At 48.0% G+C, this 21,987-nt stretch carries 21 protein-coding genes and 1 tRNA gene; 8 read left to right on the top strand and 14 right to left on the bottom strand.

Annotation, left to right across the window (positions count from 1 at the left end; genetic code table 11):
- Positions 1 to 16: 16 nt before the first annotated feature.
- The 4 genes from K3G39_RS07470 to typA all read right to left on the bottom strand — a co-directional run bounded on the left by K3G39_RS07470 (position 17) and on the right by typA (position 4,591).
- Positions 17 to 1,231 carry an OmpA family protein gene (locus tag K3G39_RS07470; RefSeq protein WP_220625567.1) on the bottom strand — a complete coding sequence of 405 codons (1,215 nt, stop codon included), beginning with the start codon at positions 1,229 to 1,231 and terminating at the stop codon, positions 17 to 19.
- 321 nt (positions 1,232 to 1,552) lie between these two features.
- On the bottom strand, positions 1,553 to 1,756 hold the full coding sequence (locus K3G39_RS07475; protein ID WP_220625568.1) for a helix-turn-helix transcriptional regulator: 204 nt from the start codon (positions 1,754 to 1,756) through the stop codon (positions 1,553 to 1,555).
- Positions 1,757 to 1,759: 3 nt separating this feature from the next.
- A complete protein-coding gene (locus tag K3G39_RS07480) occupies positions 1,760 to 2,527 on the bottom strand; it encodes a DUF2975 domain-containing protein (protein ID WP_220625569.1) in 768 nt (255 codons plus the stop codon).
- A gap of 252 nt (positions 2,528 to 2,779) precedes the next feature.
- The gene (typA, locus tag K3G39_RS07485; RefSeq protein ID WP_220625570.1) at positions 2,780 to 4,591 is read right to left on the bottom strand and encodes a translational GTPase TypA; all 1,812 of its coding nucleotides are present in this window, start codon (positions 4,589 to 4,591) and stop codon (positions 2,780 to 2,782) included.
- A 213-nt stretch (positions 4,592 to 4,804) separates the two neighbouring features.
- Here typA and msrB point away from each other — a divergent pair, with 213 nt between their 5' ends.
- From msrB to K3G39_RS07500, 3 genes are all read left to right on the top strand, one after another.
- Complete coding sequence (gene msrB / locus K3G39_RS07490) at positions 4,805 to 5,353, top strand: peptide-methionine (R)-S-oxide reductase MsrB (RefSeq protein ID WP_220625571.1); 549 nt, start codon at positions 4,805 to 4,807, stop codon at positions 5,351 to 5,353.
- Positions 5,354 to 5,509: 156 nt separating this feature from the next.
- Positions 5,510 to 5,773: a hypothetical protein gene (locus K3G39_RS07495; protein WP_255594107.1), complete on the top strand. Its 264-nt coding sequence runs from the start codon at positions 5,510 to 5,512 to the stop codon at positions 5,771 to 5,773.
- 90 nt (positions 5,774 to 5,863) lie between these two features.
- Entirely contained in the window at positions 5,864 to 6,196 is a 333-nt protein-coding gene (locus K3G39_RS07500; RefSeq protein WP_220625572.1) for a hypothetical protein, read from the top strand.
- Positions 6,197 to 6,239: 43 nt separating this feature from the next.
- Here the strand turns inward: K3G39_RS07500 and K3G39_RS07505 are convergent, their stop codons facing one another.
- Entirely contained in the window at positions 6,240 to 6,494 is a 255-nt protein-coding gene (locus K3G39_RS07505) for a hypothetical protein (protein WP_220625573.1), read from the bottom strand.
- 152 nt (positions 6,495 to 6,646) lie between these two features.
- On the opposite strand from K3G39_RS07505, the gene metG reads away from it, so the two are divergent.
- Positions 6,647 to 8,686, top strand: coding sequence for a methionine--tRNA ligase (gene metG, locus K3G39_RS07510; RefSeq protein WP_220625574.1), 2,040 nt, complete (start codon positions 6,647 to 6,649; stop codon positions 8,684 to 8,686).
- Between the two features lie 119 nt (positions 8,687 to 8,805).
- Here the strand turns inward: metG and K3G39_RS07515 are convergent, their stop codons facing one another.
- The 6 genes from K3G39_RS07515 to K3G39_RS07540 all read right to left on the bottom strand — a co-directional run bounded on the left by K3G39_RS07515 (position 8,806) and on the right by K3G39_RS07540 (position 13,170).
- Positions 8,806 to 10,089: an MFS transporter gene (locus K3G39_RS07515; protein ID WP_220625575.1), complete on the bottom strand. Its 1,284-nt coding sequence runs from the start codon at positions 10,087 to 10,089 to the stop codon at positions 8,806 to 8,808.
- A 102-nt stretch (positions 10,090 to 10,191) separates the two neighbouring features.
- Positions 10,192 to 10,428, bottom strand: a complete 237-nt coding sequence (locus tag K3G39_RS07520; RefSeq protein ID WP_220625576.1) for a hypothetical protein — start codon at positions 10,426 to 10,428, stop codon at positions 10,192 to 10,194.
- A gap of 9 nt (positions 10,429 to 10,437) precedes the next feature.
- A complete protein-coding gene (pth, locus tag K3G39_RS07525) occupies positions 10,438 to 11,001 on the bottom strand; it encodes an aminoacyl-tRNA hydrolase (RefSeq protein WP_220625718.1) in 564 nt (187 codons plus the stop codon).
- A gap of 280 nt (positions 11,002 to 11,281) precedes the next feature.
- A complete protein-coding gene (locus tag K3G39_RS07530; RefSeq protein WP_220625577.1) occupies positions 11,282 to 11,866 on the bottom strand; it encodes a 50S ribosomal protein L25/general stress protein Ctc in 585 nt (194 codons plus the stop codon).
- A 140-nt stretch (positions 11,867 to 12,006) separates the two neighbouring features.
- Positions 12,007 to 12,936 (bottom strand): ribose-phosphate pyrophosphokinase, encoded by a 930-nt coding sequence (locus tag K3G39_RS07535; protein ID WP_220625578.1) that lies wholly within the window; start codon positions 12,934 to 12,936, stop codon positions 12,007 to 12,009.
- Positions 12,937 to 13,097: 161 nt separating this feature from the next.
- Positions 13,098 to 13,170: transfer RNA gene (locus K3G39_RS07540), tRNA-Gln, on the bottom strand.
- Positions 13,171 to 13,739: 569 nt separating this feature from the next.
- On the opposite strand from K3G39_RS07540, the gene K3G39_RS07545 reads away from it, so the two are divergent.
- On the top strand, positions 13,740 to 13,994 hold the full coding sequence (locus K3G39_RS07545; protein WP_220625579.1) for a hypothetical protein: 255 nt from the start codon (positions 13,740 to 13,742) through the stop codon (positions 13,992 to 13,994).
- Between the two features lie 406 nt (positions 13,995 to 14,400).
- Here the strand turns inward: K3G39_RS07545 and K3G39_RS07550 are convergent, their stop codons facing one another.
- Positions 14,401 to 16,911: a DPP IV N-terminal domain-containing protein gene (locus tag K3G39_RS07550; RefSeq protein ID WP_220625580.1), complete on the bottom strand. Its 2,511-nt coding sequence runs from the start codon at positions 16,909 to 16,911 to the stop codon at positions 14,401 to 14,403.
- A 345-nt stretch (positions 16,912 to 17,256) separates the two neighbouring features.
- Between K3G39_RS07550 and K3G39_RS07555 the strand changes: the two genes are divergently transcribed.
- The 3 genes from K3G39_RS07555 to atpC all read left to right on the top strand — a co-directional run bounded on the left by K3G39_RS07555 (position 17,257) and on the right by atpC (position 19,696).
- Complete coding sequence (locus K3G39_RS07555) at positions 17,257 to 17,586, top strand: hypothetical protein (RefSeq protein ID WP_220625581.1); 330 nt, start codon at positions 17,257 to 17,259, stop codon at positions 17,584 to 17,586.
- A gap of 266 nt (positions 17,587 to 17,852) precedes the next feature.
- The gene (gene atpD / locus K3G39_RS07560; RefSeq protein WP_220625582.1) at positions 17,853 to 19,358 is read left to right on the top strand and encodes a F0F1 ATP synthase subunit beta; all 1,506 of its coding nucleotides are present in this window, start codon (positions 17,853 to 17,855) and stop codon (positions 19,356 to 19,358) included.
- A 92-nt stretch (positions 19,359 to 19,450) separates the two neighbouring features.
- Positions 19,451 to 19,696 (top strand): ATP synthase F1 subunit epsilon, encoded by a 246-nt coding sequence (gene atpC / locus K3G39_RS07565; protein ID WP_220625583.1) that lies wholly within the window; start codon positions 19,451 to 19,453, stop codon positions 19,694 to 19,696.
- A 93-nt stretch (positions 19,697 to 19,789) separates the two neighbouring features.
- Here the strand turns inward: atpC and K3G39_RS07570 are convergent, their stop codons facing one another.
- On the bottom strand, positions 19,790 to 20,332 hold the full coding sequence (locus tag K3G39_RS07570; protein ID WP_220625584.1) for a hypothetical protein: 543 nt from the start codon (positions 20,330 to 20,332) through the stop codon (positions 19,790 to 19,792).
- A gap of 30 nt (positions 20,333 to 20,362) precedes the next feature.
- Positions 20,363 to 21,970: a serine hydrolase gene (locus K3G39_RS07575; protein WP_255594108.1), complete on the bottom strand. Its 1,608-nt coding sequence runs from the start codon at positions 21,968 to 21,970 to the stop codon at positions 20,363 to 20,365.
- Positions 21,971 to 21,987 lie beyond the last annotated feature (17 nt).

Raw genomic sequence — 21,987 nt, forward strand, 5'->3', positions numbered from 1 at the left:
AGGTATAGCCGGTATTCTACTTTTTTACAAACTCCACCCGCCTGTTGTTTGATTTCGCTTCGGCTGTCGCATTCTTGTCAATTGGTTTAGATTCGCCCCAGCCTTTGGCCTCTAACCGTTCGGATGTAATGCCCTGCCCGATCAGGTATGTTCTGACAGACTCTGCCCGCTGCTGGCTGAGTTTCATGTTCGCATTGTCGTCACCGTCGCTGTCCGTATGGCCTTCTACGCTGAACTTTAGGTTGGGCTGTTCTTCCATAAGTTTGGCGATGCTGTGGAGCGTACCTGCCGACTCCGGACGAATATCTGCCTTGTTCACATCGAACTTAATGCCATAGGTGACTATTTTGCCATCTGCAGCCATCTGGTCGTATAGTTTCTTGCCGCCTTCAGCAATCAGTACGTTTTTAACCATCGTGTTCGCATCAATGCGCTTGTCTATTTCTATGCGCAGGCCGGTTGGTGTACCTGTTACATTCGGGATGTTGATCAGGCGCTCTTCGTCCAGGTATACCTTCATGCTGCGCTTGTTAAAAGCGATGGACAGGTGTCGCCACTGATTATTCACGCCTTTTTCTTTTAACTCCTCTGACTCAGAACCATAAGATTTAAACCTGACGCTGTTTGCCCGCACATCGATCGGGTCCCAGAAGTGCCCGTTTATTGGTTCTTTATAATTTTCCAGGTCATCTACCAGAAATATATCATAGGCTACGTTGGGGTTGTCGCTGTCAAAGTAGAGGTCCATCTCGATCGTAAATGTTTCGGGGAGCCAGTTTTCACGTTTCATGAGCGGTTTGATACTTGTTCCTGTAGCAACCAGGTTGATGACCGGTTCGCCTCCAAAATCGGCTACTTCGGCATTGCCCTTGTTCAAGTCCCAGCGTGAGGGGAACTCCCCATTTTCCTCGCCTGCGAGGTTGTCCGAAAACAGCACTTTATCGCCCGACACGAAATCATACTTGCTCCAGGCTTTCATCTTCACTTCCTCTGACCCAGTCTCGCCCGCTTTGGCGGCACTGCGCTTGGAGTCGCTTTTCTCAGCCGGAGCTTCTTTTTTGCCTTCCAGCGTTTCATCTATTGACTTATCAATCTGTTGGTCTACTTTCTGATTGATTTTGTTGTTGATTTTATTTTTGAGGTTTTTGCCCACGTTCAGTTGGGCTGCAGCTGGTGTAAAACAAAGAAAAACCAGTGCAAGAAGTCCGGTGAAAAAAGCATGTGTTTTCATAATACAACAGGTATAGTACTATGAGAAAGGTATGGTATATAATTATAATTTAAATGTGTATAGTTATATTATTAGTAAATGTATTCGTCTCAGGAGTAGATGTGCTGTGAGTAAGGGTGAATATCAGTCAGTTAAAGCCAGTAATGGCTTTTATTTTCTTTTCTGCGCTATCGATTGCGTCTTGAAGCAACGTGTTTTTACTGGTTTTAAAATCTTCAGGAGTTAGGTTTGCTTCTGTATTTGGTGCAATTTAGAATAATTGGGTGTAGGTTCAATCAGACTAAAAGATACCTTTGGACAGCGTTTTGTAGCGATCTTTTGCTATGGTTCATATTCTAAAATATCACCAGGCTGGCACTCTAACGCTTGGCAAATGGCTTCCAGAGTGGAGAACCTGATAGCTTTTGCTTTGCCTGTTTTCAGAATAGAAAGATTTGCAGTAGTTATACCTATAGCATCAGCCAACTCTGTGCTTTTCATCCCTTTTTTTGCTAGCATTCTATCAAGGTTAATAAGGATAGGCATTTCCTAAACAGTCAGTTGATGCTCCTTTTCAAGTGTGTTTCCTAACTTAAGGAGAGAACTTAGCACGACTAGAGAAAGTCCAACAAGTAATAATGTAAAGTTTAAATCCAACCGCGGATTCATCGTTACTTGTAATGTCTCTCTTGCACCATTTTTTAATGCTGTGATAATCATAATACCAAAATATTGGGAATATATAAAATTGATGACCACTGTAATTAACTCTGCTATAATTACAATAAGGCCAATCCATTTTACTTTTTGTGCAATGTTATGGCTAAACGAGTGGCTTTTGCTAAGTTGGAAGAATATACTTTTGAGGAGATAAAAAGCCAAAATACTCACCATCACGCTTATATAGGATTTTATATAATGCAGAATAATCAAAAAGGTATCAGAAGATTTAACTTTAACAAAGCCATCTGAAGCTATAATAGATGTGTTAGCCTGCAGTAAACTCTCTGAACTTGTGCCAGTGGAAGCCGGAATAACCTCTATACGGCCTTTTACGACCTCCTTATTTATATGAGGTAGATTCGCCAGGCTATCAATTTTACGTTGAGTTGATTCATTGATTTTATAAGATTTTGAATAATGGGCAGCTTGTGAAAAGTTGTTACCTGTAAGTGTAACTACGGAGTCAGGAATATTTACCTGCACTGTGACTGGAACAAGAAATCCGCTTGAATGATGGGTACTCGTTGTTTTCCATAACTTACCATCTTTAGTGAAAACTTCAACGGCTATTTGAAATATACTAAAGATGATCATGAGCCAGAATGCAACTGAAAAAATCCATACAGCCCCTTTGCTAGGTAGAAGTGTTTATTCATCCCGTTATTGTTTATCGATAACAAATATATGTTATTTATTGATAAACAATAACGGGATGAGATAATACTTATAAAACTGAAATTATTAGTCAAATAACAAGCTAAAAATAACGGATCAAGGTTAAACACAAACAAAAAGCCCCGGCCAGTTTTCACCAGCCGGGGCTTTGTTATTGAGAGCAGGCTATACCTACGCTACTTCTTCTTTCTTGCTCATGCGGTTACGCTCGTTCTCGTCGAGGTAAATTTTGCGCATGCGCAGGCTCTTTGGCGTTACTTCCAGGTACTCATCCTTCTGGATGTATTCCATGGCTTCTTCCAGCGAGAAGTTCTTGGCCGGAGCGATCTTGGCGTTGTCATCAGAACCTGAAGCACGCATGTTGGTCAGCTTCTTGCCCTTTTGGATGTTCACTGTGATATCGTTCTGGCGGTTGTGCTCGCCAATTACCTGACCCATGTATACGTCTACACCCGGATCAACGAAGAAAGTACCTCTGTCCTGCAGCTTATCAATTGAGTAAGCTGTGCCCGGGCCTGTTTCCATCGAAATGATAGAACCGTTGTTACGGCCAGGTATAGTGCCTTTGTAAGGCTCGTAAGCCAGGAAGCGGTGGTTCATGATAGCCTCACCTGCAGTGGCTGTCAGCACGTTGTTACGCAGACCAATCAGACCACGCGAAGGAATCGTAAACTCCAGGTGCTGCAGGTCGCCTTTGGGCTCCATGATGTTCAGCTCACCTTTACGCATCGATACCAACTCAATTACCTTACCAGCTGTCTCTTCCGGAACATCTACTACCAGTTGCTCGATTGGCTCGTGGCGCTGGCCGTCAACTTCTTTATAGATTACCTGTGGCTGACCTACCTGCAGTTCGTAACCTTCACGACGCATCGTCTCGATCAGTACTGACAAGTGAAGGATACCGCGACCAAATACCAGGAAGGAATCCTCACGGTCGGTTTCCTGTACGCGCAGGGCCAAGTTTTTTTCTGTTTCTTTGAACAGGCGGTCACGCAGGTGGCGTGATGTCACAAACTTGCCCTCTTTACCGAAGAAAGGAGAGTTGTTGATTGTGAAAAGCATGTTCATGGTTGGCTCGTCAATCGAGATACGTGGAAGTGCCTCCGGATTCTCTGCATCAGCAATGGTATCGCCAATGTCGAAGCCTTCTATACCTGTCACAGCGCAGATTTCGCCGGCAGATACTTCCTCCACTGATTTTCTACCCAAGCCTTCAAATACCTGCAGTTCTTTGATACGACCTTTCTTGATAGAGCCGTCTGCTTTCATCAAATTGATTGGCATACCTTCTTTCAGGGTACCACGATGTACACGACCAATAGCGATACGACCTACGAATGAAGAGTAGTCAAGTGAGGTGATCTGCATTTGCGGCGTACCTTCACGATAAGGCGCTGCAGGGATCACATCAATGATGGCATCCAGTAGAGGTGTGATGTCAGTTGTTGGCTGTGTCCAGTCAGTGCTCATCCAACCCTGCTTAGAAGAGCCGTACAGCGTCGTGAAGTCCAGTTGGTCTTCAGTTGCCTCAAGGTTGAACATCAGGTCGAACACCTGCTCGTGCACTTCATCAGGACGGCAGTTTTCTTTGTCTACTTTGTTTACAACTACAATCGGCTTCAAGCCCAGCTGAATGGCTTTGCCCAACACGAAACGTGTCTGTGGCATGGCACCTTCAAAGGCATCTACCAGAAGGAGTACACCGTCAGCCATTTTAAGTACACGTTCTACCTCACCACCGAAGTCAGCGTGACCAGGCGTGTCGATAACGTTAATTTTAACGCCTTTGTAACGAACCGATACGTTCTTGGAAACGATCGTGATACCGCGCTCGCGCTCCAGGTCATTGTTGTCCAGAATGAGGTCGTCAAAGTGCTGGTGATCAGCGAATAGCTTTGAAGCGTGGATGATTTTGTCCACGAGCGTCGTCTTGCCGTGGTCTACGTGTGCGATAATCGCGATATTTCGAATATTTTGCATTGAATAGATTTTTCGAGGTGCAAAGGTATGTAAAAGCCTTCGTATTTTTAGTAGTCCGCTCGAAATAAACAGGTTAGGTAATTATTAAATCTTCTCTTTCAGCACGATGGCTATTATTAAGGAGCAAACATTATGCAGGCTTCCTTTGTTCAATGAGGTATAAAATAATCAAAAGGGGCCTGCTTTTTGCTCTGGAATTTCGTAAACAACTGTATGAAAACGTTTTATGTCTATACCTTACTGTTGCTGCTAAGCCTACCTGCTTGCGGCCAACAGGACCAACCCATTACCGATTCTGAAGCTGTTCTCGTCGCCTCAGCTGAGGCAGAAGCCACACAAAACGGCAGCTCCAAAAAATCTAAGCAGACTTTCGAGATCAATAAAACGGATGCCGAGTGGAAAAAGCAGCTCACGCCGGAACAGTATTTTGTACTCCGCCAGAAAGGAACCGAGCCTGCCTTCAGCGGCAAGTTTAATGATCACCACGAAAAGGGTGTCTATACCTGTGCCGCCTGTGGCAACGAGGTTTTTAGTTCCGACACCAAATTTGACTCCGGCACCGGCTGGCCCAGCTACTTTAAACCGATCTCCGGCAACAATGTGAAAGAGATCACTGACCGCAGCATGGGTATGGTGCGAACCGAAGTCGTGTGCGGCAAATGCGGCGGGCACCTGGGGCACGTATTCGACGACGGCCCGAAGCCAACCGGTCTGCGTTACTGCCTGAACTCAGCTGCGCTTGGGTTTAAGAAAGGGAATTAAATTGCTTAATTGTTGAACGATTCGGACAGAGCGCGACCTGTCCCTACAAAACCCTTTTCAACAATTTAACCATTTAGCAATTCAACAATTACTCTAATTTCAACTCTAAACTCCCATACCCCGTATTTTCTATCCAACACTAACGAGAAAATAGAGATGAATGAACTACACTCCGAAGCGGATAATATAGAAAATGTGGCACAGTGCATCATGGGTGCCTTCAGAGAGCATAGTATAGAAGCGGGCAGCGTGTTGTCTTACCAGGAGCTATACCCATACCTGCAGGAGCGCTACCCGAAGTATAAAGATGTGCAGAAGGAAGCTGAGCACCACCTAGCTAAGCTAGCCTGGGTAACACCGGCACCTGAAGGACTGATGCTCACACAAGTGGGGCAGGAAAACCTGAAGGATACTAACTAAGATCACGTTCTTTTATACTTTTTCATCCGTATACCTAGTATAGGGCATTTTAATCGGTGTCCTTATTTTACTATTTTAAGTTGAAACGAGATGAAAAGGTATAGAAGCTGGATAGGAGGGATTATGCTGGTGGGGGCCATGGGCTGCACTTCGCTCTCGGAAGGAGGCGGAGGTACATTGCCTCCTGATCCGAACCACTCACAGCGTGTCAGGTATAGCGAGGGAGATCCGGTGCGTAAACAAATGTATGAGCAGGCAAGCGACATTAACCGCAAGCGCAGTATGGAAGTATACGATCGCAATGCGCCGGTTAATCTGCCGCCCGAAATACGACCTCAGCAATTGCCCAATGCCCCTGTAGACTCTACACGACACCACATCCTGCGCATACTCCCCACCAAACCGCCAGTTGGAAACAACTAAGGTATAAACAAGAAGCGCTGCCTCACCGGGCAGCGCTTCTTGTTTATTTTTTCTTCTTATTTTTTCTTTCGTCTTTGTCACTTAGGTCACTTACGTCCTCAATGTCAATCTCTTCGTCGCCGATGTGCAGCTCATCCGGTTCCAGATTTACGTATACTTCGTTGTCGGGTGAGGTGGTTTCTGACTCGCGGTCGGCACTTTTGGGAGCAGGTTTGTCGCTGATTTTCTTCTTGTCGCTTTCTTTTCCCAGGTGGCCGCTGTCACGCTTCTTCTCGTGAAAATTATCTTGGTTCTTCATATACTTTGGATGATGGGGTTCCTGATCGTTTGGTTTACCATTTACGGAAAAGTGGCGCACTGGTCAGTTTATACCTGCCATTTTTTCTGAATGGGGCGTGTGTAGCCATTCAATCCGACCGGTATTTGTATATTTGCGTTTTTACGAGAACTATGGCTGAAAACTATAAACGATATACAGTAACGGCGGCCCTGCCTTACGCTAACGGTCCGGTGCACATTGGTCACCTAGCGGGCGTATACCTGCCTGCCGACATTTATGTGCGCTACCTGCGCTCGCAGGGCAGGGATGTGAAGTTCATCTGCGGCTCCGATGAGCATGGCGTACCAATCACGATCCGGGCCAAGAAAGAAGGCATCACACCGCAGCAGGCCGTGGACAAGTACCACGAACTGATTAAAAAGTCGTTTGAGGACTTCAAGGTGTCCTTTGACATCTACTCCCGCACCTCTTCCCAGACGCACCACGAAACAGCTTCTGATTTTTTCCTGAAGCTCTACGACGACGGTAAGTTCATTGAACAGACTACGCAGCAGTATTTTGACGAGAAGGCGCAGCAATTCCTGGCTGACCGCTACATCGTGGGTACCTGCCCGAAGTGTGGTAATGAAAACGCTTATGGTGACCAGTGTGAGAGCTGCGGAACTTCCTTGAATGCCACCGACCTGATCAACCCGAAAAGCACGCTGAGCGGCGCTGTGCCTGTAATGCGTGAGACCAAACACTGGTACCTGCCGCTGAACGAGTACGAGCCATGGCTGCGCGAGTGGATCGTGGAGGGCCACAAAGGCGACTGGAAACCGAACGTGTATGGTCAGTGCAAAAGCTGGATCGACCAGGGACTGCAGCCGCGCGCCGTTACCCGCGACCTCGACTGGGGTGTGCCTGTACCGGTAGCTGGAGCAGAGGGCAAGGTGCTCTACGTGTGGTTTGATGCGCCGATCGGCTACATTTCAGCTACCAAAGACCTCACCCCGGATTGGGAAACTTACTGGAAAGATCCGGAGTCGAAACTGGTGCACTTTATTGGGAAAGATAATATCGTGTTCCACTGCATTATTTTCCCGAGCATGCTCAAGGCCCACGGTGACTACGTGCTTCCCGACAACGTGCCGGCCAATGAGTTCCTCAACCTGGAAGGCGACAAAATATCCACGTCCCGCAACTGGGCAGTGTGGCTGCACGAGTACCTGGAGGAGTTCCCGGGCAAAGGCGATGTGCTGCGCTATACCTTGTGCGCCAACGCACCGGAGAGCAAAGACAACGATTTCACGTGGAAGGATTACCAGGCGCGCAACAACAACGAGTTATTAGCCATTCTGGGCAACTTTATCAACCGCGCCGTAGTGCTTACTCAAAAGTACTACAACGGCGAAGTACCGGCCCGCGGTGAGCTGCAGGACTATGATAAAGAAGTGCTGGGTGTGCTGGAAGGTATGCCGATGGTGATTGCCACCTACATCGAGCGCTACCGCTTCCGCGATGCCCTGAGCGAACTGATGAACCTGGCCCGTCTGGGTAACAAATACCTGGCTGACACTGAGCCCTGGAAGCTGATCAAGACAGACGAGGAGCGCGTGAAAACCATCATGAATATTGCGTTGCAGATCTCTGCCAGCCTGAGCATCCTGATGGAACCGTTCCTGCCAACATCAGCACAAAAGCTAGGCAACATGCTCAACCAGCCGCTTGGCAATTGGAAGGCTGCCGGTTCAGCAGATTTACTGGCTACTGGCCATGTGATCGGTACCCCGGAGCTGATGTTCGAAAAGATTGAAGATGCTGCCGTAGAAGCGCAGGTACAGAAACTACTCGATACCAAAAAAGCTAATGAAGCGGCCAATGCCGTCGTAGAGCCAGCCAAGGAAAACATCTCGTTTGAGGATTTCTCGAAGATGGACATCCGGATCGGTACGATCATAGAAGCCGAGAAAGTGGCTAAAACCAAAAAACTGCTGAAGTTGAAGGTCGACACAGGTATAGACCAGCGCACGGTGGTGAGCGGTATAGCTGAGTTTTTCAATCCGGAGGAGATCGTAGGTCAGCAGGTAAGCATTTTGGTGAACCTGGCGCCGCGTGAGATCAAAGGTATTACCAGCCAAGGTATGATCCTGATGGCCGAAAATGCGGACGGTTCACTTGCTTTTGTGCAGCCGAGCAAGGCTGTTAGAAATGGGGGTACTGTAAGCTAAGCTTGTACCGACAGGTATAGCAAAGCCCCGTCTGTCGTCTGGCAGGCGGGGCTTTATGTTTTAAGGCAGATATCCCACCAACCTTACAGGCCGCATGGGTCTTTAGAGCGGTTTTGGACTTATGCCGCAGCAATTCCCTCTGCCTCTCCAGCTGCTATTGCTGCTTTCGGCAAGGCCGTGTCTATTTTTCTGACCACAAAGTACAGCCCCACGCTTACCACAATGGCAAAAGCGCCGAGTCCCCACCATAGGGTGTCAAAACCGTAGCGTGCAGCTATGGTGGTGCCCATATAAGGGGCCACTACGTGTGCTGCAGCATATGATATGGTATACAGGCCCATGTAGGAGCCGCGGTTGCTGTTATTGGAACGCTCTACCGAAATGGTCGCCATAAAAGGCATCACCAGAATCTCAGAAAAGCTAAGCAGCGTCATGGCAATATAGAGCAGAAAAAGATGCTGGCCCAGGTTCAGGGTCACAAAAGAAAGGCCCAAGACCAGAACGCCCACCGTTATCAGCCACGATTTTTTTATTTTATCTCCGATCAGGTATACAAAAATCATCTCCAGCATAAATACGATAAAACCGTTCAGGGCAAGCAGCCCGCCGATGCCCTGCTCCGGCAGTGCGTATACCTGGCGGTAATAGAGCGGCAGGGTAGAAAGCAGCTGAAAGAACAGTATCGCAAAGCCTGAATTCAGCACAACGAAAGCCAGGTATAACTTATCCTTATAAGGAGAGCGGACTTTTTCAGTGCTGCCGGAATTTGCTTCCTGCGCGATTGTCTCTGTTTTAGCTTTTGGTTGAGTTCTGTGCCCCTGCCTTTTCCGGAAGTAAATGTAAAAGAACACCCCAGCCATCATGCAACCCAGTGCATCGCCAATGAAAAGGAATTTGTAAGAGATAGCCGCCACCATACCGCCCAGGGCAGGTCCGATAGAGAAGCCCAGGTTCAGGGCCATTCGGTTCAGCGAAAAGGCTCTGGTAACGTTCTCGGGTTTGGCATAATGCGCAATGGAAGCTGAGTTGGCAGGCCGCAGCATGTCGTTTACCAGACTCAGGATAAACACACCCGCCGCAATATGCTCGAACTTCTCTAGGAACAGAAACATAAAGTAGAGGCTGCCACCAACCGTAAGGCTGAAGGACTGCACTTTAAAATGCCCGATCTTATCGGTAAGCCATCCACCCAGAAAGCCGCCACACACCGCTCCAAGCCCGTAAATGCTCAGGATGATGCCTGCCTCCCTCATAGTAAACCCAAGCGACTCGGTCAGGTATACGCCCAGGAAAGGGATCACCATCGCGCCGCTTCGGTTAATGAACATAACCAGTGAAAGCATCCAGGCAGGACGGGAAAGTCCGCCAAAGGCATTGCGGTATAAGAGGAACAGGCGTTTCATTATTTGCCCCTGATAGTATGAATTGATTTACAGTACAACGCTACAGCGCAGCAATCACTAAAAACAGATTATAACTGAAGTTGAACAGCACAATTATAGTAGCTATACCTCCAAAGCAGCCGCTCTCCAGCTTGCCAGCGACTCTGTTTTGGCTCCAAAAAAGAAGGTTGCCAACATGCCGGAAAGCAAGAACAGGAGAACAGACACCAATGGGAAGAGGCCTTGCATGTAGTCGACCTCTGTATAGGCAGCTCCGAAATTTGCCGTTGTAGCTATACCCAAAGCTATACCTGTCCAGAAGAAGAAGTCTGTCTTGCGGCTGAGCAGGAAGTTGACCATAGCAGCTACTTACTTGGTGTTGAACTGGTTCATGGTGCGCTCCAGCCCGATGCTGCCAAAAGCAATAACGGACTCCGCTGCTTTTTCGATGATGCCCTGCAGATCGATCTTTTCGTCGTCGCTGAAATTGCTGAGCACGTAATCTACCTGCTTGCCTTTATGGAAGGTATCGCCAACTCCGAAGCGCAGGCGCGGGTAGTTGTTATGGCCCAGCGTCTGCTCGATGTGCTTCAGGCCGTTGTGTCCGCCGGCACTTCCTTTGGCACGAATCCGGATTTTACCGAAAGGCAAGGCAATGTCATCGGTAATCACCAACATCTGGTCGGGCGTCAGCTTCAAGCTGCTCAACCAGTGGCTCACAGCTTTACCGCTCAGGTTCATGTAAGTAGTGGGTTTCACGAGCACATAGGTACGGCCCTTGCTTTTGATCTCGGTCACGAAGGAGTGACGGCCTGTGTCGAACTTCGCATCAAACTTATTTGCCAGGTAGTCGAGCACCATAAAACCGATGTTGTGGCGCGTCTCCGCGTATTCCGGGCCAATATTGCCTAGGCCCACGATCAGGTATTTCATACTTGTGTCTTCAGTTGGGGCTTCCGTCTTTTGCGTAAGACCCAGCCAGTGTTTTATTTTATTAAAGGTCGAATCGCTCAAAGCTAAATGGTTAAATGACTTAAGGTGAAATTGTTGAAAAACATACTTTGATTTATGGCATAAGGTATAGCATGCGGAATGCTGGCGGTCTACCTGATCTGCCAATCAACAATTTAGCAATTCGGCTATTTAGAAGAAACAAAAAATCCTGTCCTGCTCGGAGCAGGACAGGATCTTGTTGCTATTGAAGCAGCAAAAATTATTTCTTGCCGCGAGCTTCTTCTGTCTGTGCACTCTTAAGAGCACGTGGAATTGTAACGGTTGCTACAGGAGCAAGCGGGTTGGTCAGGATATCGTAGTTTCCTTTCACAATTTTGCTTACTTTGATAGACTTACCAAGTTCCAGATCAGAGATGTTCACCTCGATGTAGTCTGGCAGGTTAGCAGGAAGCGCTTTGATTTTCAGCTTACGCAGTTTAGTCACCAGTTTACCACCAGCCATTACGCCTGGAGAGTTGCCAACAAACTTAACCGGAACGTCGATCTTCACTTCTTTGCTTTCGTCTAGCTGCAGGAAGTCAACGTGCAACAGCATTTCGTTTACTGGGTGGAACTGTACGTCCTGAAGGATTGCTCTGTGGTGCGTGCCTTCGATATTCAGATCAACTTCGTATACTTCTGGAGAATAAACCAAGTCTCTGAACAGGATAGCTGGGGCGTAGAAGTGAATCTGCTCAGCACCGCCATACAATACACCTGGTACAAAAGACTCATTGCGCAGCTCTTTCGTCTGTGCTTTACCGAGATTTGCTCTTTTAAACCCTATAATCTCTAAAGTTTTCATAAAATGAATTTTGTTAAAATTTTCAGGCAGCAAAGGTATGCCTTTTATTTTAATTGTTGAAGGCTAAATTGCTTAATTGTTGAGATTTATTTCTTCAAGAGAATCAACAGTTTAACCATTCAGCCATTTAACAATTTACTTTATATAAACAGCGAGCTGATAGACTCGTGTGTCACTACGTTGTTGATGGCACGGGCGAAAAGCTCAGAGAACGAAAGCACCTTGATCTTGGAGCAGTCCTGGCGCAACGGAATGGTGTCAGAAACCACCAGCTCTTCCAGCACGGAATTTTCGATGCGCTCATAAGCCGGACCAGACAGCACTGGGTGCGTTGCAATGGCGCGAACGGTTTTGGCACCTTTGTCTTTCAAAAGCTTAGCGGCCTGCGTAATCGTTCCAGCCGTATCTACCATGTCATCCACGAGCACCACGTCCATACCTTCCACGTCACCGATCACCTGCATCGAGGCAATCTCGTTAGCCCGTTTGCGATGTTTGTCGCAGACAACCATTTCAGCACCGAAGTTTTTGGCGAAGGCTCTTGTTCTTACCACACCCCCTACGTCAGGAGAAGCGAAGATCAGGTCGTTGCCCAGGTTGAGGCTGCGCAGGTATGGTACGAAAATGGCCGAACCATCCAGGTGATCTACCGGAATGTCAAAGAAGCCCTGGATCTGGCCAGCGTGCAGGTCGCAGGTCATGAGGCGGTCAGCGCCTACTGACTGGATGGCGTTGGCCACCACTTTAGAGCCGATGGAAACACGTGGCTTGTCTTTGCGGTCCTGGCGGGCGTAGCCGTAGTAGGGCATAACCACAATTACTTTGTGGGCTGAGGCGCGCTTGGCGGCGTCTACCATCAGCATCAGCTCCATCAGGTTGTCGGCTGGCGGAAACGTGGACTGCACCAGAAATACCTCTGCACCGCGAACAGATTCGTTGAAGTGTGGTGCCATCTCCCCGTCGCTAAAACGTAAAAGCTCAAGGTCACCGAGTTGCGTACCGTATGCAGTAGCAATTTTTTCGGCTAAGTACTTGGAGGCGGAGCCAGCGAAAATTTTTACCTGTGGCATAATAATGCTAAATGTTAGTAGGGTTTGGTTTAGTTTATTATGCCTGCAAAGCTACGAAATTCCACAAATATGCTACCTGATATTTCTGATTTTTAATTAGTTAGGAGGGAGGGTGAATAGCAAAAAAGGCAACCCGCATTGCTGTGGGTTGCCTTTTTAAGTTGTCCGACCAGGTTTCGAACCTGGACTCTTCTGAACCAAAATCAGACGTGTTGCCAGTTACACCATCGGACAAGCTACCTACTAGATTTCAGGGTGGAAGCCCCTTCGTCGTTCAGTGATGCAAAGATAGGCAGGCTATTTTAAACTGCAAACATTTGTTTCAAAATTTTTTTGAAAATAGTAGTCCAAAATCTGCTTTAGCGCCGTGTCCTCGTGCTTTTTTGTGGTAGGAACCCACTCCAAAACCTATCTCTGATGATGAGTATAAGGGCCCTTTGCTATGCCTAATTAAGTGAAATTCATGACCTTATTCTGTTGTTATTTTTCAAAATCCGGCTCCTTTCCCGGTTCAGTAGAAACCACAAGAAAGCCTTGGCATTGTATATAAAAAAATGTGCCTGACTTCGTTTTTTTTCGGAAAGGGTAGAGGAAACAACGAGGATTGGTGCGTCGGCCCCCCGCAAATCTGGTAAAGCAGCTTGTTCATTTAGTGTGCACTTTTCCTGGTTGATCGCGACCAAATCGACTTTTGTGCTGAGGTATAAGGTATAAACCAAAGGCTCTCGGAGGTGATGTGGATAAGTTTAACTGATTTTATGGTCATTACATGTCACCAACTGGCAGGGTCTGCGTAAAGAACCATGCTAAATCTTCCAATTATGTATGTATCTAACATGACGGTCAACACTGACATCATTACGACTACTTGCGGTCGTGAGCTCGACCTGAGTCGCACGGAACTGATTATTGAGCGCTCCAACAGCCTCTTTAGTTATAACATCCACAAAATGGATACCGGCGAGTATGTGATAGCTGAGAAGTTCTTTGCCAACCCTTTTAACAACCGCTACATCCTGCTGAACGACGAGCAGATCGAAATGCTGAAACATTTATAGCACAACTCTCGAATACGGGGTTTCCTGCACGCACATTTTTAATAAGATTACGCTTACAATTATGTTTAAATTTTTAGCCTTCCGCTTATTCCGGGCCATCTGGGCTCAGATACTTTAATTTTAAGAACCACTTCTAAAATAACAGGCAATCTCTGCCATGCACTGTTTTTAAATGAGCTGTGCATGGCAGAGATTGTTTTTTTAAGTGACAGCCATTGTTGATTGTGGAATAAGCTTTAATATAAAGGAAAGGGCGCTGGTGCTTAAGGTTGATCTTTAGCCAAGTATAGCTTTATGCTTTATGCAGGTATAGCACCCAACAGGTATAGCCCTAAATGCAGAACAGCCGCAGCAAGATTACTCTTGCTGCGGCTGTTCTGCATTTTAAAATTGCTGGTTTTATACCTTATTCCTCATCCGGAGCAGCTATAATGCCAGACCGTCGTTTGCTGCCCACGTTTTCTATTTCGCGGTTTATCTCCTTGATGTCAACTGGCTGCGAGAAGTCACCGAGCAGGTGTTTCACAAAATAGTCGCCCATCATCCAGAAGAAATACTCTGTCATGTCGCCGAAGGCGTGGCGCTGGCCAGGCAGCATCACAAAATCGAAACGCTTGTTGGCTTTGATCAGTGCATTGGCCATGCGGATGGTGCCGGCAGGGTGCACGTTGTTGTCCACGTCACCGGTTGCCAACATCAGGTGGCCTTTCAGGTTACGCGCCAGATCCGGATTTTTCTCAATGGCATACACAAAAGTAGTGTCTCCTTTAGGCGTTACCACTTCTTTCACACCGTGGTGTTTCTCGCTCCACCAGCGGTTGTAAATGTTGTTTTCGTGGTTGCCTGCACCTGACACGGCTACTTTAAAGAAGTCAGGGTATACGAGCATGGCAGCCGTAGACATAAAGCCACCTCCGGAGTGACCGGTTATACCTACACGGTCGGCATCGATGAAGCGGTGACGGTCGGCCAGTTGCTCAATGGCAGCTTTCTTGTCAGCCAGGCCATAATCGCGCAGGTTGCCGTAGCCGTAGGTATGGTACCATTTGGAGCGGGCAGGGTGGCCACCGCGGTTACCAACCGTTACTACCACAAAGCCCAGCTGCGCCAGACGGTCGATACGGTCCATGCTGCGGCCGAAAGACTTGTTAACTGCCTCGGTCTGCGGACCTGGGTATACATAAGCAATGATCGGGTAGGTCTTGGTAGAGTCAAAGTCGAATGGTTTGTACATCACGCCATAGAGATCGGTGATGCCATCGTCTGCTTTTACTGTAAACGGCTCCGGGAATTTATAGCCGGTCGTCATCAAACGGTCCAGGTCAGCTTTTTCCAAGTCCATCACTTTGCGACCTTTCACGTCGTAGAGCGCCGATACCGGTACAGTGTTTACGCGCGATGCCGTGTTCACGAAGTACGTATTGTTGTCGTTCAGGCTCACGCGGTGGTCGAAGTTGCCTTTGTTCAGCAGGGCCAGGCCGCTACCATCAAAGTTTACGCGGTAGAGGTGCATCAGGTATGGGTCCTCGCCATTTTCGCGGCCATTGGCTGTGAAGTAAAGCACACGGTTTTTCTCGTCTATACCTACCAGGTCTTCGGCATGGAAAGAGCCGCTAGTGATGCGGTTTTTCAGGTTGCCTTTGCCGTCGTACAGGTAGAAGTGGCCCCAGCCATCGCGCTCAGACCAGTGGATAATTTCGTTGCCACCTTTCACCAGACCAATACGGTTGATATCGATGTAGGTGTTGAAGCGCTCTTCGATAACAGGAGTTACCTTGCCCGAAGCGATGTCCAGTTCGCATACATCGATCTTTTTCAGGTCGCGGCTCGTGCGGGTAAAGTATAGCTTGTCTTTGGTGCCATGCCACAGGTTAGGGCGGTGCTCATCGTCGCGTTGCGTTTGCAGGGCTGGCGCAGACCAAAGTGACAATTCCTGATCTTTGAAAGCAGCTGTGTTGATTCTGCGGTGTGTCTTGTTGGCAAAGTCGAAGATCATCAACTCTCTTTTTGGCGCTTCTTTCTCGCCTGGCATCTGGTATTTGTAGGTTTCCAGTGCAGGACGACCATTGGCCGTATGGTGCAGTACCCACAGGTCTTTCACTTTGCGCTCGTCGGTGCGAACCATGGCAAACTGCTTGGAGTCCGGTGACCAAAGGACAAAAGCAGGCTTGCGGTTTTTCTTGTTCTTCGCACGCTCCACATTAGTTTCGCCGCGCGAGTCGCCGTAGGTATAGTATTCCACACCGTCTTTGGTGAGCTGGTGCTCTACAATGGTTGAGTCTTTCTCATTCTTCAAAGCCTTCTCGTAATTGGCCTTGTCCATCCAGTAGAGGTTATGCTCTTTGGCAAATATCACCACCTGCTGATCCGGGGAAATTGAGGCCCAGCGCGGCTTAGACTTCGGCTTTTCGAAATCTTTCAGCTCCACTACCTGACCCGTAGAGAGGTTGTAGCGGAAGAAGAATGTCTTTTTTTCAAGTGAGTCAGCGGCTTTTTTGTCCAGGCGGTCTTTCTTCACCTGGTCGATCGAGCTCTTGATCTCGAACTGTACGCTCTTTTCGTCTTCAGTGAATTTCAGATTCTGGATAGGCAGGTTTTGCGCATCAAAAGGATCCTGCACAATCATGGTCACGGCAGAGGCTACCTTGGCATTGTCAAAGATCTGCTTTTTGGATTTGGTAGCCGGGTCCACGATGTACCAGTTCTTGCCATTACTGGTTTCGTACTCGTACCAGAAGCGGTCGGAGTTTTTAAGCCAGTGCGGATCGAGGTTAGTGGTAAAAATAAGTTTCTCCAGCTTTTTAGGTGAGAAGCGGGAAGCCAGCTGGTAATTCCCCTTAGTCGGCGTGCCAGACGGCTGCGCCTGTACACTGATGCCCGCTATCAGCAGCATAGCGAGAAGGTAAATTTTCTTCATGAAAAGGTTAGTTTGGTTGAATAGATCAGGTGAACAGGTATAAGCCGCTCGGTAGGTATAGACTGACAAAAAACTGAAAAGTTTAAATAGTGTAATTATAAAATATAGCTATTTTCAGCATACAATATCAGGAGAGTAAGCAGGCTGGTAAAGGAGCACAAAGTATCGCGTATGCAACACTTTGCCGCAATTTAGGGTCAAATAATAAAAATAGCGCTATTCCATGAAGAACATTCTGTTTGTCGCTGCATTCTGCTGCCTTCTCCTTTCCTGCTCAAAAGCTGACCTCGATCCAGTTAATGCATACCTGGGGCAGGAAATAAAGCTTAAAAAAGGCAAGCGGCTTTGTATAATAATAGCGAATCTGACGCCGTGCGCCTTGTCAGGTTGAAGATAGAGGATGTGAGAGACAGCAGGTGCCCGAGCGATGTGGTGTGCGTTGCCTATGGCAGGGTAGAGGTGACGCTCAGGCTGGAAACAGGAGAAGGTATAGGAGATACCACTACGATATGCCTGGGCGGTTGCGCCGGCGGCAGCCAATCTGATGATGTAGCGCAGGTAATGGTAGGCGCTATACCTTATAAAATAAGACTGCTGGACGTGACCCCACTGCCAAGCCATAAGGACAAAACCAGCAAAACCAAGGAAGTACGGCTGGTGTTAGAGCGCAATTAAGTCAGTCCCGATTACAGACCAGCTGGTGCGAGTAACTTTCTGGAGAGCGACCAGTTGAGGGCTCAGTTTAGTGTTTAGCGCAGTGCTGTGCATTTTTTGTGTGTAACAGCGGCCTTACTAAAAAGGAGTCTCAGGAAGAGGAGGCTAAGGTTTGATTTTGAGTAAGTTAAAACTTTTTAGAGTGTTGCGTGGAATTGTCCTCAATATACCTTAGTTTTGCGCCTTGAAATAACTCCGTTATACAGTTAATCAATATAAAAAGTCAAATGGCGAATATTGGCAGAATTACCCAGGTTATCGGTCCGGTTGTGGACGTTAGCTTTGCGGGTGAAAACGCAAAATTACCAAACATCCTCGATGCGCTTGAGGTAATTAAAGAAAATGGCCAGCGTATCGTGCTGGAAGTGCAGCAGCACCTCGGCGAAGATCGTGTACGTACCATTGCGATGGACTCCAGCGAAGGCCTTACCCGTGGTGCACAGGTAAACGACCTGGGCGGCCCAATCACGATGCCTACTGGCAATTCTATCAACGGTCGTCTCTTCAACGTAATTGGCGAAGCGATTGATGGTATTCCACAGCCTGTTGCGACTACGCGTCTGCCAATTCACCGTGCAGCGCCACGTTTTGAAGACCTGGCTACTTCTTCTGAAATCCTTTATACTGGTATCAAAGTAATTGACCTGCTGGCCCCTTATGTAAAAGGTGGTAAGATTGGTCTTTTCGGTGGTGCCGGTGTAGGTAAAACGGTATTGATCATGGAGCTGGTAAACAACATTGCCAAGGCCTATTCTGGTCTGTCTGTGTTTGCCGGTGTAGGTGAGCGTACCCGCGAAGGAAATGACTTGCTTCGTGAATTCTTAGAATCTGACATTATCCGTTACGGTGAAGAGTTTAAGCACTCTATGGAAGCTGGCGGATGGGACCTGACAAAAGTGGACATGGCTGAGCTGGAGAAATCGCAGGCAACGCTTGTGTTCGGTCAGATGAACGAGCCTCCTGGGGCGCGTGCACGTGTGGCCCTGTCTGGTCTTACAATCGCTGAAAACTTCCGTGATGGTGACGGTACCGGTGCTGGTCGTGATATCCTGTTCTTTATCGACAATATCTTCCGCTTCACACAGGCGGGTTCTGAGGTATCGGCCCTTCTTGGTCGTATGCCATCAGCGGTAGGTTACCAGCCAACGCTGGCAACAGAGATGGGTGCCATGCAAGAGCGTATCACGTCTACTAAACGTGGTTCCATTACATCTGTACAGGCCGTTTACGTACCTGCGGATGACTTGACTGACCCGGCTCCAGCGACAACGTTCGCTCACTTGGATGCTACGACAGTACTTTCCCGTAAGATTGCCGAGCTTGGTATCTACCCTGCGGTGGATCCACTTGACTCTACTTCGCGCATCCTTTCTGCTGACGTACTGGGTGATGATCACTACGGTACAGCACAGCGTGTGAAAGAAATTCTGCAGCGCTACAAAGAACTTCAGGACATCATCGCCATCCTTGGTATGGACGAACTTTCTGAAGAAGATAAGCAGGTAGTACACAGAGCGCGCCGTGTGCAGCGTTTCCTGTCTCAGCCTTTCCACGTAGCAGAGCAGTTCACTGGCCTTGCCGGTGTTCTTGTAGACATCAAAGATACTATCCGTGGCTTTAACGAGATCATGGACGGTAAATACGATCACCTGCCTGAGGCAGCCTTCAACCTGGTTGGTACCATTGAAGACGCCGTAGTGAAAGGTGAGAAAATGATGGCCGAAGCAAAATAAGTTTCATTAGTCCTGAGTCTCGAGTTTTGAGTCACGAGTTGCTTTCAACCTGACTCAGAACTCAGAACTCAGAACTCAGAACTAAATAAAGGATGTATTTAGAGATAATCACACCTGATAAGAAGGTTTTTGCCGGTGAGGTAGAGTCAGCTCAGTTTCCGGGTTCAAACGGTTCGTTTGAAGTCTTGAACATGCACGCTCCCCTTATCAGCACCATGGAAAGTGGCAGAATCCGTATCACTACCAAGCAAGGACAGGAGTTCTTTACCGTGGATGGTGGTGTGGTAGAAGTGCTGAACAACAAAATCATCGTACTGGCTGAGTCCGTTACGGTGTAGTACAGCATTAGCTAAAGCATAAAAAAATCCCCTTCTGCTTGATAAAAGCGGAAGGGGATTTTTGTTTTTGAGGGTCGTATGAAAAGAATCGTCCTAAAAAGCAGCCCCTATACCTAGGTATAAGATTTCGGGGTAGCCGGCGCCAGCCCGGAAAAATAAACGGCTGGCAGGTTTTTGGTAGCGATACCCAATAGAGCCGGCAGGCCGGAGATTGATGTAATCTGATTTGAGAGGCTGTGGTTCGGAGAAGTGCTCGCTCAACTTTTTCACGTGGTCGTAAGCACTGTTGTCGACCGTGCGGGCAAGTCCGAAATTGAGTTCTAAGTGGTTATTTTTCCTGCCTGTCATTGTGCCAAGCATCACCGACTGATAGGGTCCACCGGATGACCAGACGCCCCAGCCGCCAACGCTGACCTTAGCCCATAAACCCTGCATCGACCCTTCCTTGCTTGCCAGTAGCATGCGCTCATAGCTCAGGCTGTAAGCACCCATTAGTCCCACCGTGCCGGCTGTGGCAAGAATAGCATTCTTCCTATAACCCTGGTTACCTTCTGCAGGAGCCATTTCCTGTGCATAGGTATGGGAGCAAAGCAAAAAAGCAGCTACGAGAATAAGGTAAATGCTTTTCCGGGTCATAAAGAGCGCAAGGTTAAGGTATAGCGGAGTCTACTTCCTGACTGGTGCTACCGAGCTGTGCGGCACAACCTGCACTTTGGTGAAATCCAGGTCATGAAAATCATAGCTGAAGTCGGTGAGCGGAGAGACGGCCTTCATGTTGATACCTGAGAGCTTGCCCTCCTGATCCGGCACAAACACCACGAAGGCATCAGCTTCAAAGCTGCGGTCTGTCCATTTCACCACAAAAGTGTTGTCTTTGTAGTAGAGCATTTCGCCCTGCAGTCTTGGTGAGCGGAATGATTTAAAGTATAGTTTATTTTTCTGCTTAAAGATCTCAATGTGGCCAAACCACTTGTCTTCGAAGGTGCCCACGTAGTTATCAAATGCTACTTTCGATTTCTTCTCTTTCAACACTTTGTTCACATCGTCCCAGATCTTGTCGGTATAAGCAGTGGCTTCTGCCATGTACTTATCTTCTTCCTGTTTCAGCTCCGTTACCCAGTCGTGCGCTTCCATACCTAAGTAGGCCTGCTTGATGGTGTTGGTGATGGAGCGGAAAGCCTGGCCGTTTTGTTGGTTGGTAAGTACGATGATGCCCAGGTTGAGCTCCGGCAACATGGTTACCTGGCTCACCATACCTGGCAGACCGCCTGTGTGGCTTACTTCTTTGTGCCCTTTTACGTCGCTCAGGAACCAGCCCAGGCCATAAGATTGAAAGTGTGTGTTGAAAGGACTTTTACCATTATAAGGTATAACGGTTTGCGGCGTCCACTGCTCCCGAATGACTTTTTGCGTGAGCAGACGCTGCTTCAGATCATCACCATACCTGCCGCCATGCATCAGCATGATCAGCCACTTGCTCAGGTCGTGCACGCTGGTGTACATACCCCCGGCAGCGGCCCCGAAAGGTAAGTTGTAGCGGTCAATTATTTTCAGCTTGCCCTCTACCATAGCATGAGCATCAATGGAATTAGAGAGGTCCTGAAGTCGGTCGTAGCTGGTAACGCTGCGAGCCATACCGAGTGGCTGCAAAATGCGTGTTTCAGTGAAATCTGACCAGCTGGTGCCTGTCACACGGGCTACTACCTCGCCAGCAATGATGTAAAGCAGGTTGTCGTAGTCAAATTTTGATCGGAAAGCAGAAACTGACTTCAGGTACTGCATGTTGCGGATCAGGTCGTCCGCTGTAAAATTATTACCGTCGGGGAACAGCATCAGGTCGCCGGCACCCAGGCCCAGTCCGCTGCGGTGGGTGAGGAGGTCGCGGATTGTAAACTCCTCTGTAACGTAGTCGTTGTAAAGTCGGAACTCAGGTATATATTTCACCACTTTATCATCCCACTTGATCTTTCCTTCCTCAACCAGCAAACCCAGCGACGCCGCCGTGAATGCTTTGGTGTTGGATGCTACACCGAATAAGGTATGTTCATTTGTTTTCTCGCCGGTACTGATCGAATTGACGCCGTAACCCTTCATGTGCATCACTTTGCCATCCTTCACTACCGCCACGGCTATACCTGGCACCTGAAAGCTGGTCATGGCTCGTTCCACGAGCTTGTCAATTTCCTGCGATGAGATGGACTGCGCACGAAGCGGGAGAACAGAACTCAGCCAAAGAAGCGCAACTAAAAATAAAAACGGAGTAGATTTTATCATGATCATCAGGTATAGGC

Origin of the sequence: Pontibacter sp. HSC-14F20, from assembly GCF_019599265.1 — a bacterium.
In the GTDB taxonomy this organism is placed as follows: domain Bacteria; phylum Bacteroidota; class Bacteroidia; order Cytophagales; family Hymenobacteraceae; genus Pontibacter.

Excerpts from the sequence above, each read along its gene's own strand:
- K3G39_RS07470 (WP_220625567.1), bottom strand. The coding sequence starts at position 1,231 with ATGAAAACACATGCTTTTTTCACCGGACTTCTTGCACTGGTTTTTCTT.
- K3G39_RS07475 (WP_220625568.1), bottom strand. The coding sequence starts at position 1,756 with ATGCCTATCCTTATTAACCTTGATAGAATGCTAGCAAAAAAAGGGATG.
- K3G39_RS07480 (WP_220625569.1), bottom strand. The coding sequence starts at position 2,527 with ATGATCATCTTTAGTATATTTCAAATAGCCGTTGAAGTTTTCACTAAA.
- typA (WP_220625570.1), bottom strand. The coding sequence starts at position 4,591 with ATGCAAAATATTCGAAATATCGCGATTATCGCACACGTAGACCACGGC.
- msrB (WP_220625571.1), top strand. The coding sequence starts at position 4,805 with ATGAAAACGTTTTATGTCTATACCTTACTGTTGCTGCTAAGCCTACCT.
- K3G39_RS07495 (WP_255594107.1), top strand. The coding sequence starts at position 5,510 with ATGAATGAACTACACTCCGAAGCGGATAATATAGAAAATGTGGCACAG.
- K3G39_RS07500 (WP_220625572.1), top strand. The coding sequence starts at position 5,864 with ATGAAAAGGTATAGAAGCTGGATAGGAGGGATTATGCTGGTGGGGGCC.
- K3G39_RS07505 (WP_220625573.1), bottom strand. The coding sequence starts at position 6,494 with ATGAAGAACCAAGATAATTTTCACGAGAAGAAGCGTGACAGCGGCCAC.
- metG (WP_220625574.1), top strand. The coding sequence starts at position 6,647 with ATGGCTGAAAACTATAAACGATATACAGTAACGGCGGCCCTGCCTTAC.
- K3G39_RS07515 (WP_220625575.1), bottom strand. The coding sequence starts at position 10,089 with ATGAAACGCCTGTTCCTCTTATACCGCAATGCCTTTGGCGGACTTTCC.
- K3G39_RS07520 (WP_220625576.1), bottom strand. The coding sequence starts at position 10,428 with ATGGTCAACTTCCTGCTCAGCCGCAAGACAGACTTCTTCTTCTGGACA.
- pth (WP_220625718.1), bottom strand. The coding sequence starts at position 11,001 with ATGAAATACCTGATCGTGGGCCTAGGCAATATTGGCCCGGAATACGCG.
- K3G39_RS07530 (WP_220625577.1), bottom strand. The coding sequence starts at position 11,866 with ATGAAAACTTTAGAGATTATAGGGTTTAAAAGAGCAAATCTCGGTAAA.
- K3G39_RS07535 (WP_220625578.1), bottom strand. The coding sequence starts at position 12,936 with ATGCCACAGGTAAAAATTTTCGCTGGCTCCGCCTCCAAGTACTTAGCC.
- K3G39_RS07545 (WP_220625579.1), top strand. The coding sequence starts at position 13,740 with ATGCTAAATCTTCCAATTATGTATGTATCTAACATGACGGTCAACACT.
- K3G39_RS07550 (WP_220625580.1), bottom strand. The coding sequence starts at position 16,911 with ATGAAGAAAATTTACCTTCTCGCTATGCTGCTGATAGCGGGCATCAGT.
- atpD (WP_220625582.1), top strand. The coding sequence starts at position 17,853 with ATGGCGAATATTGGCAGAATTACCCAGGTTATCGGTCCGGTTGTGGAC.
- atpC (WP_220625583.1), top strand. The coding sequence starts at position 19,451 with ATGTATTTAGAGATAATCACACCTGATAAGAAGGTTTTTGCCGGTGAG.
- K3G39_RS07570 (WP_220625584.1), bottom strand. The coding sequence starts at position 20,332 with ATGACCCGGAAAAGCATTTACCTTATTCTCGTAGCTGCTTTTTTGCTT.
- K3G39_RS07575 (WP_255594108.1), bottom strand. The coding sequence starts at position 21,970 with ATGATAAAATCTACTCCGTTTTTATTTTTAGTTGCGCTTCTTTGGCTG.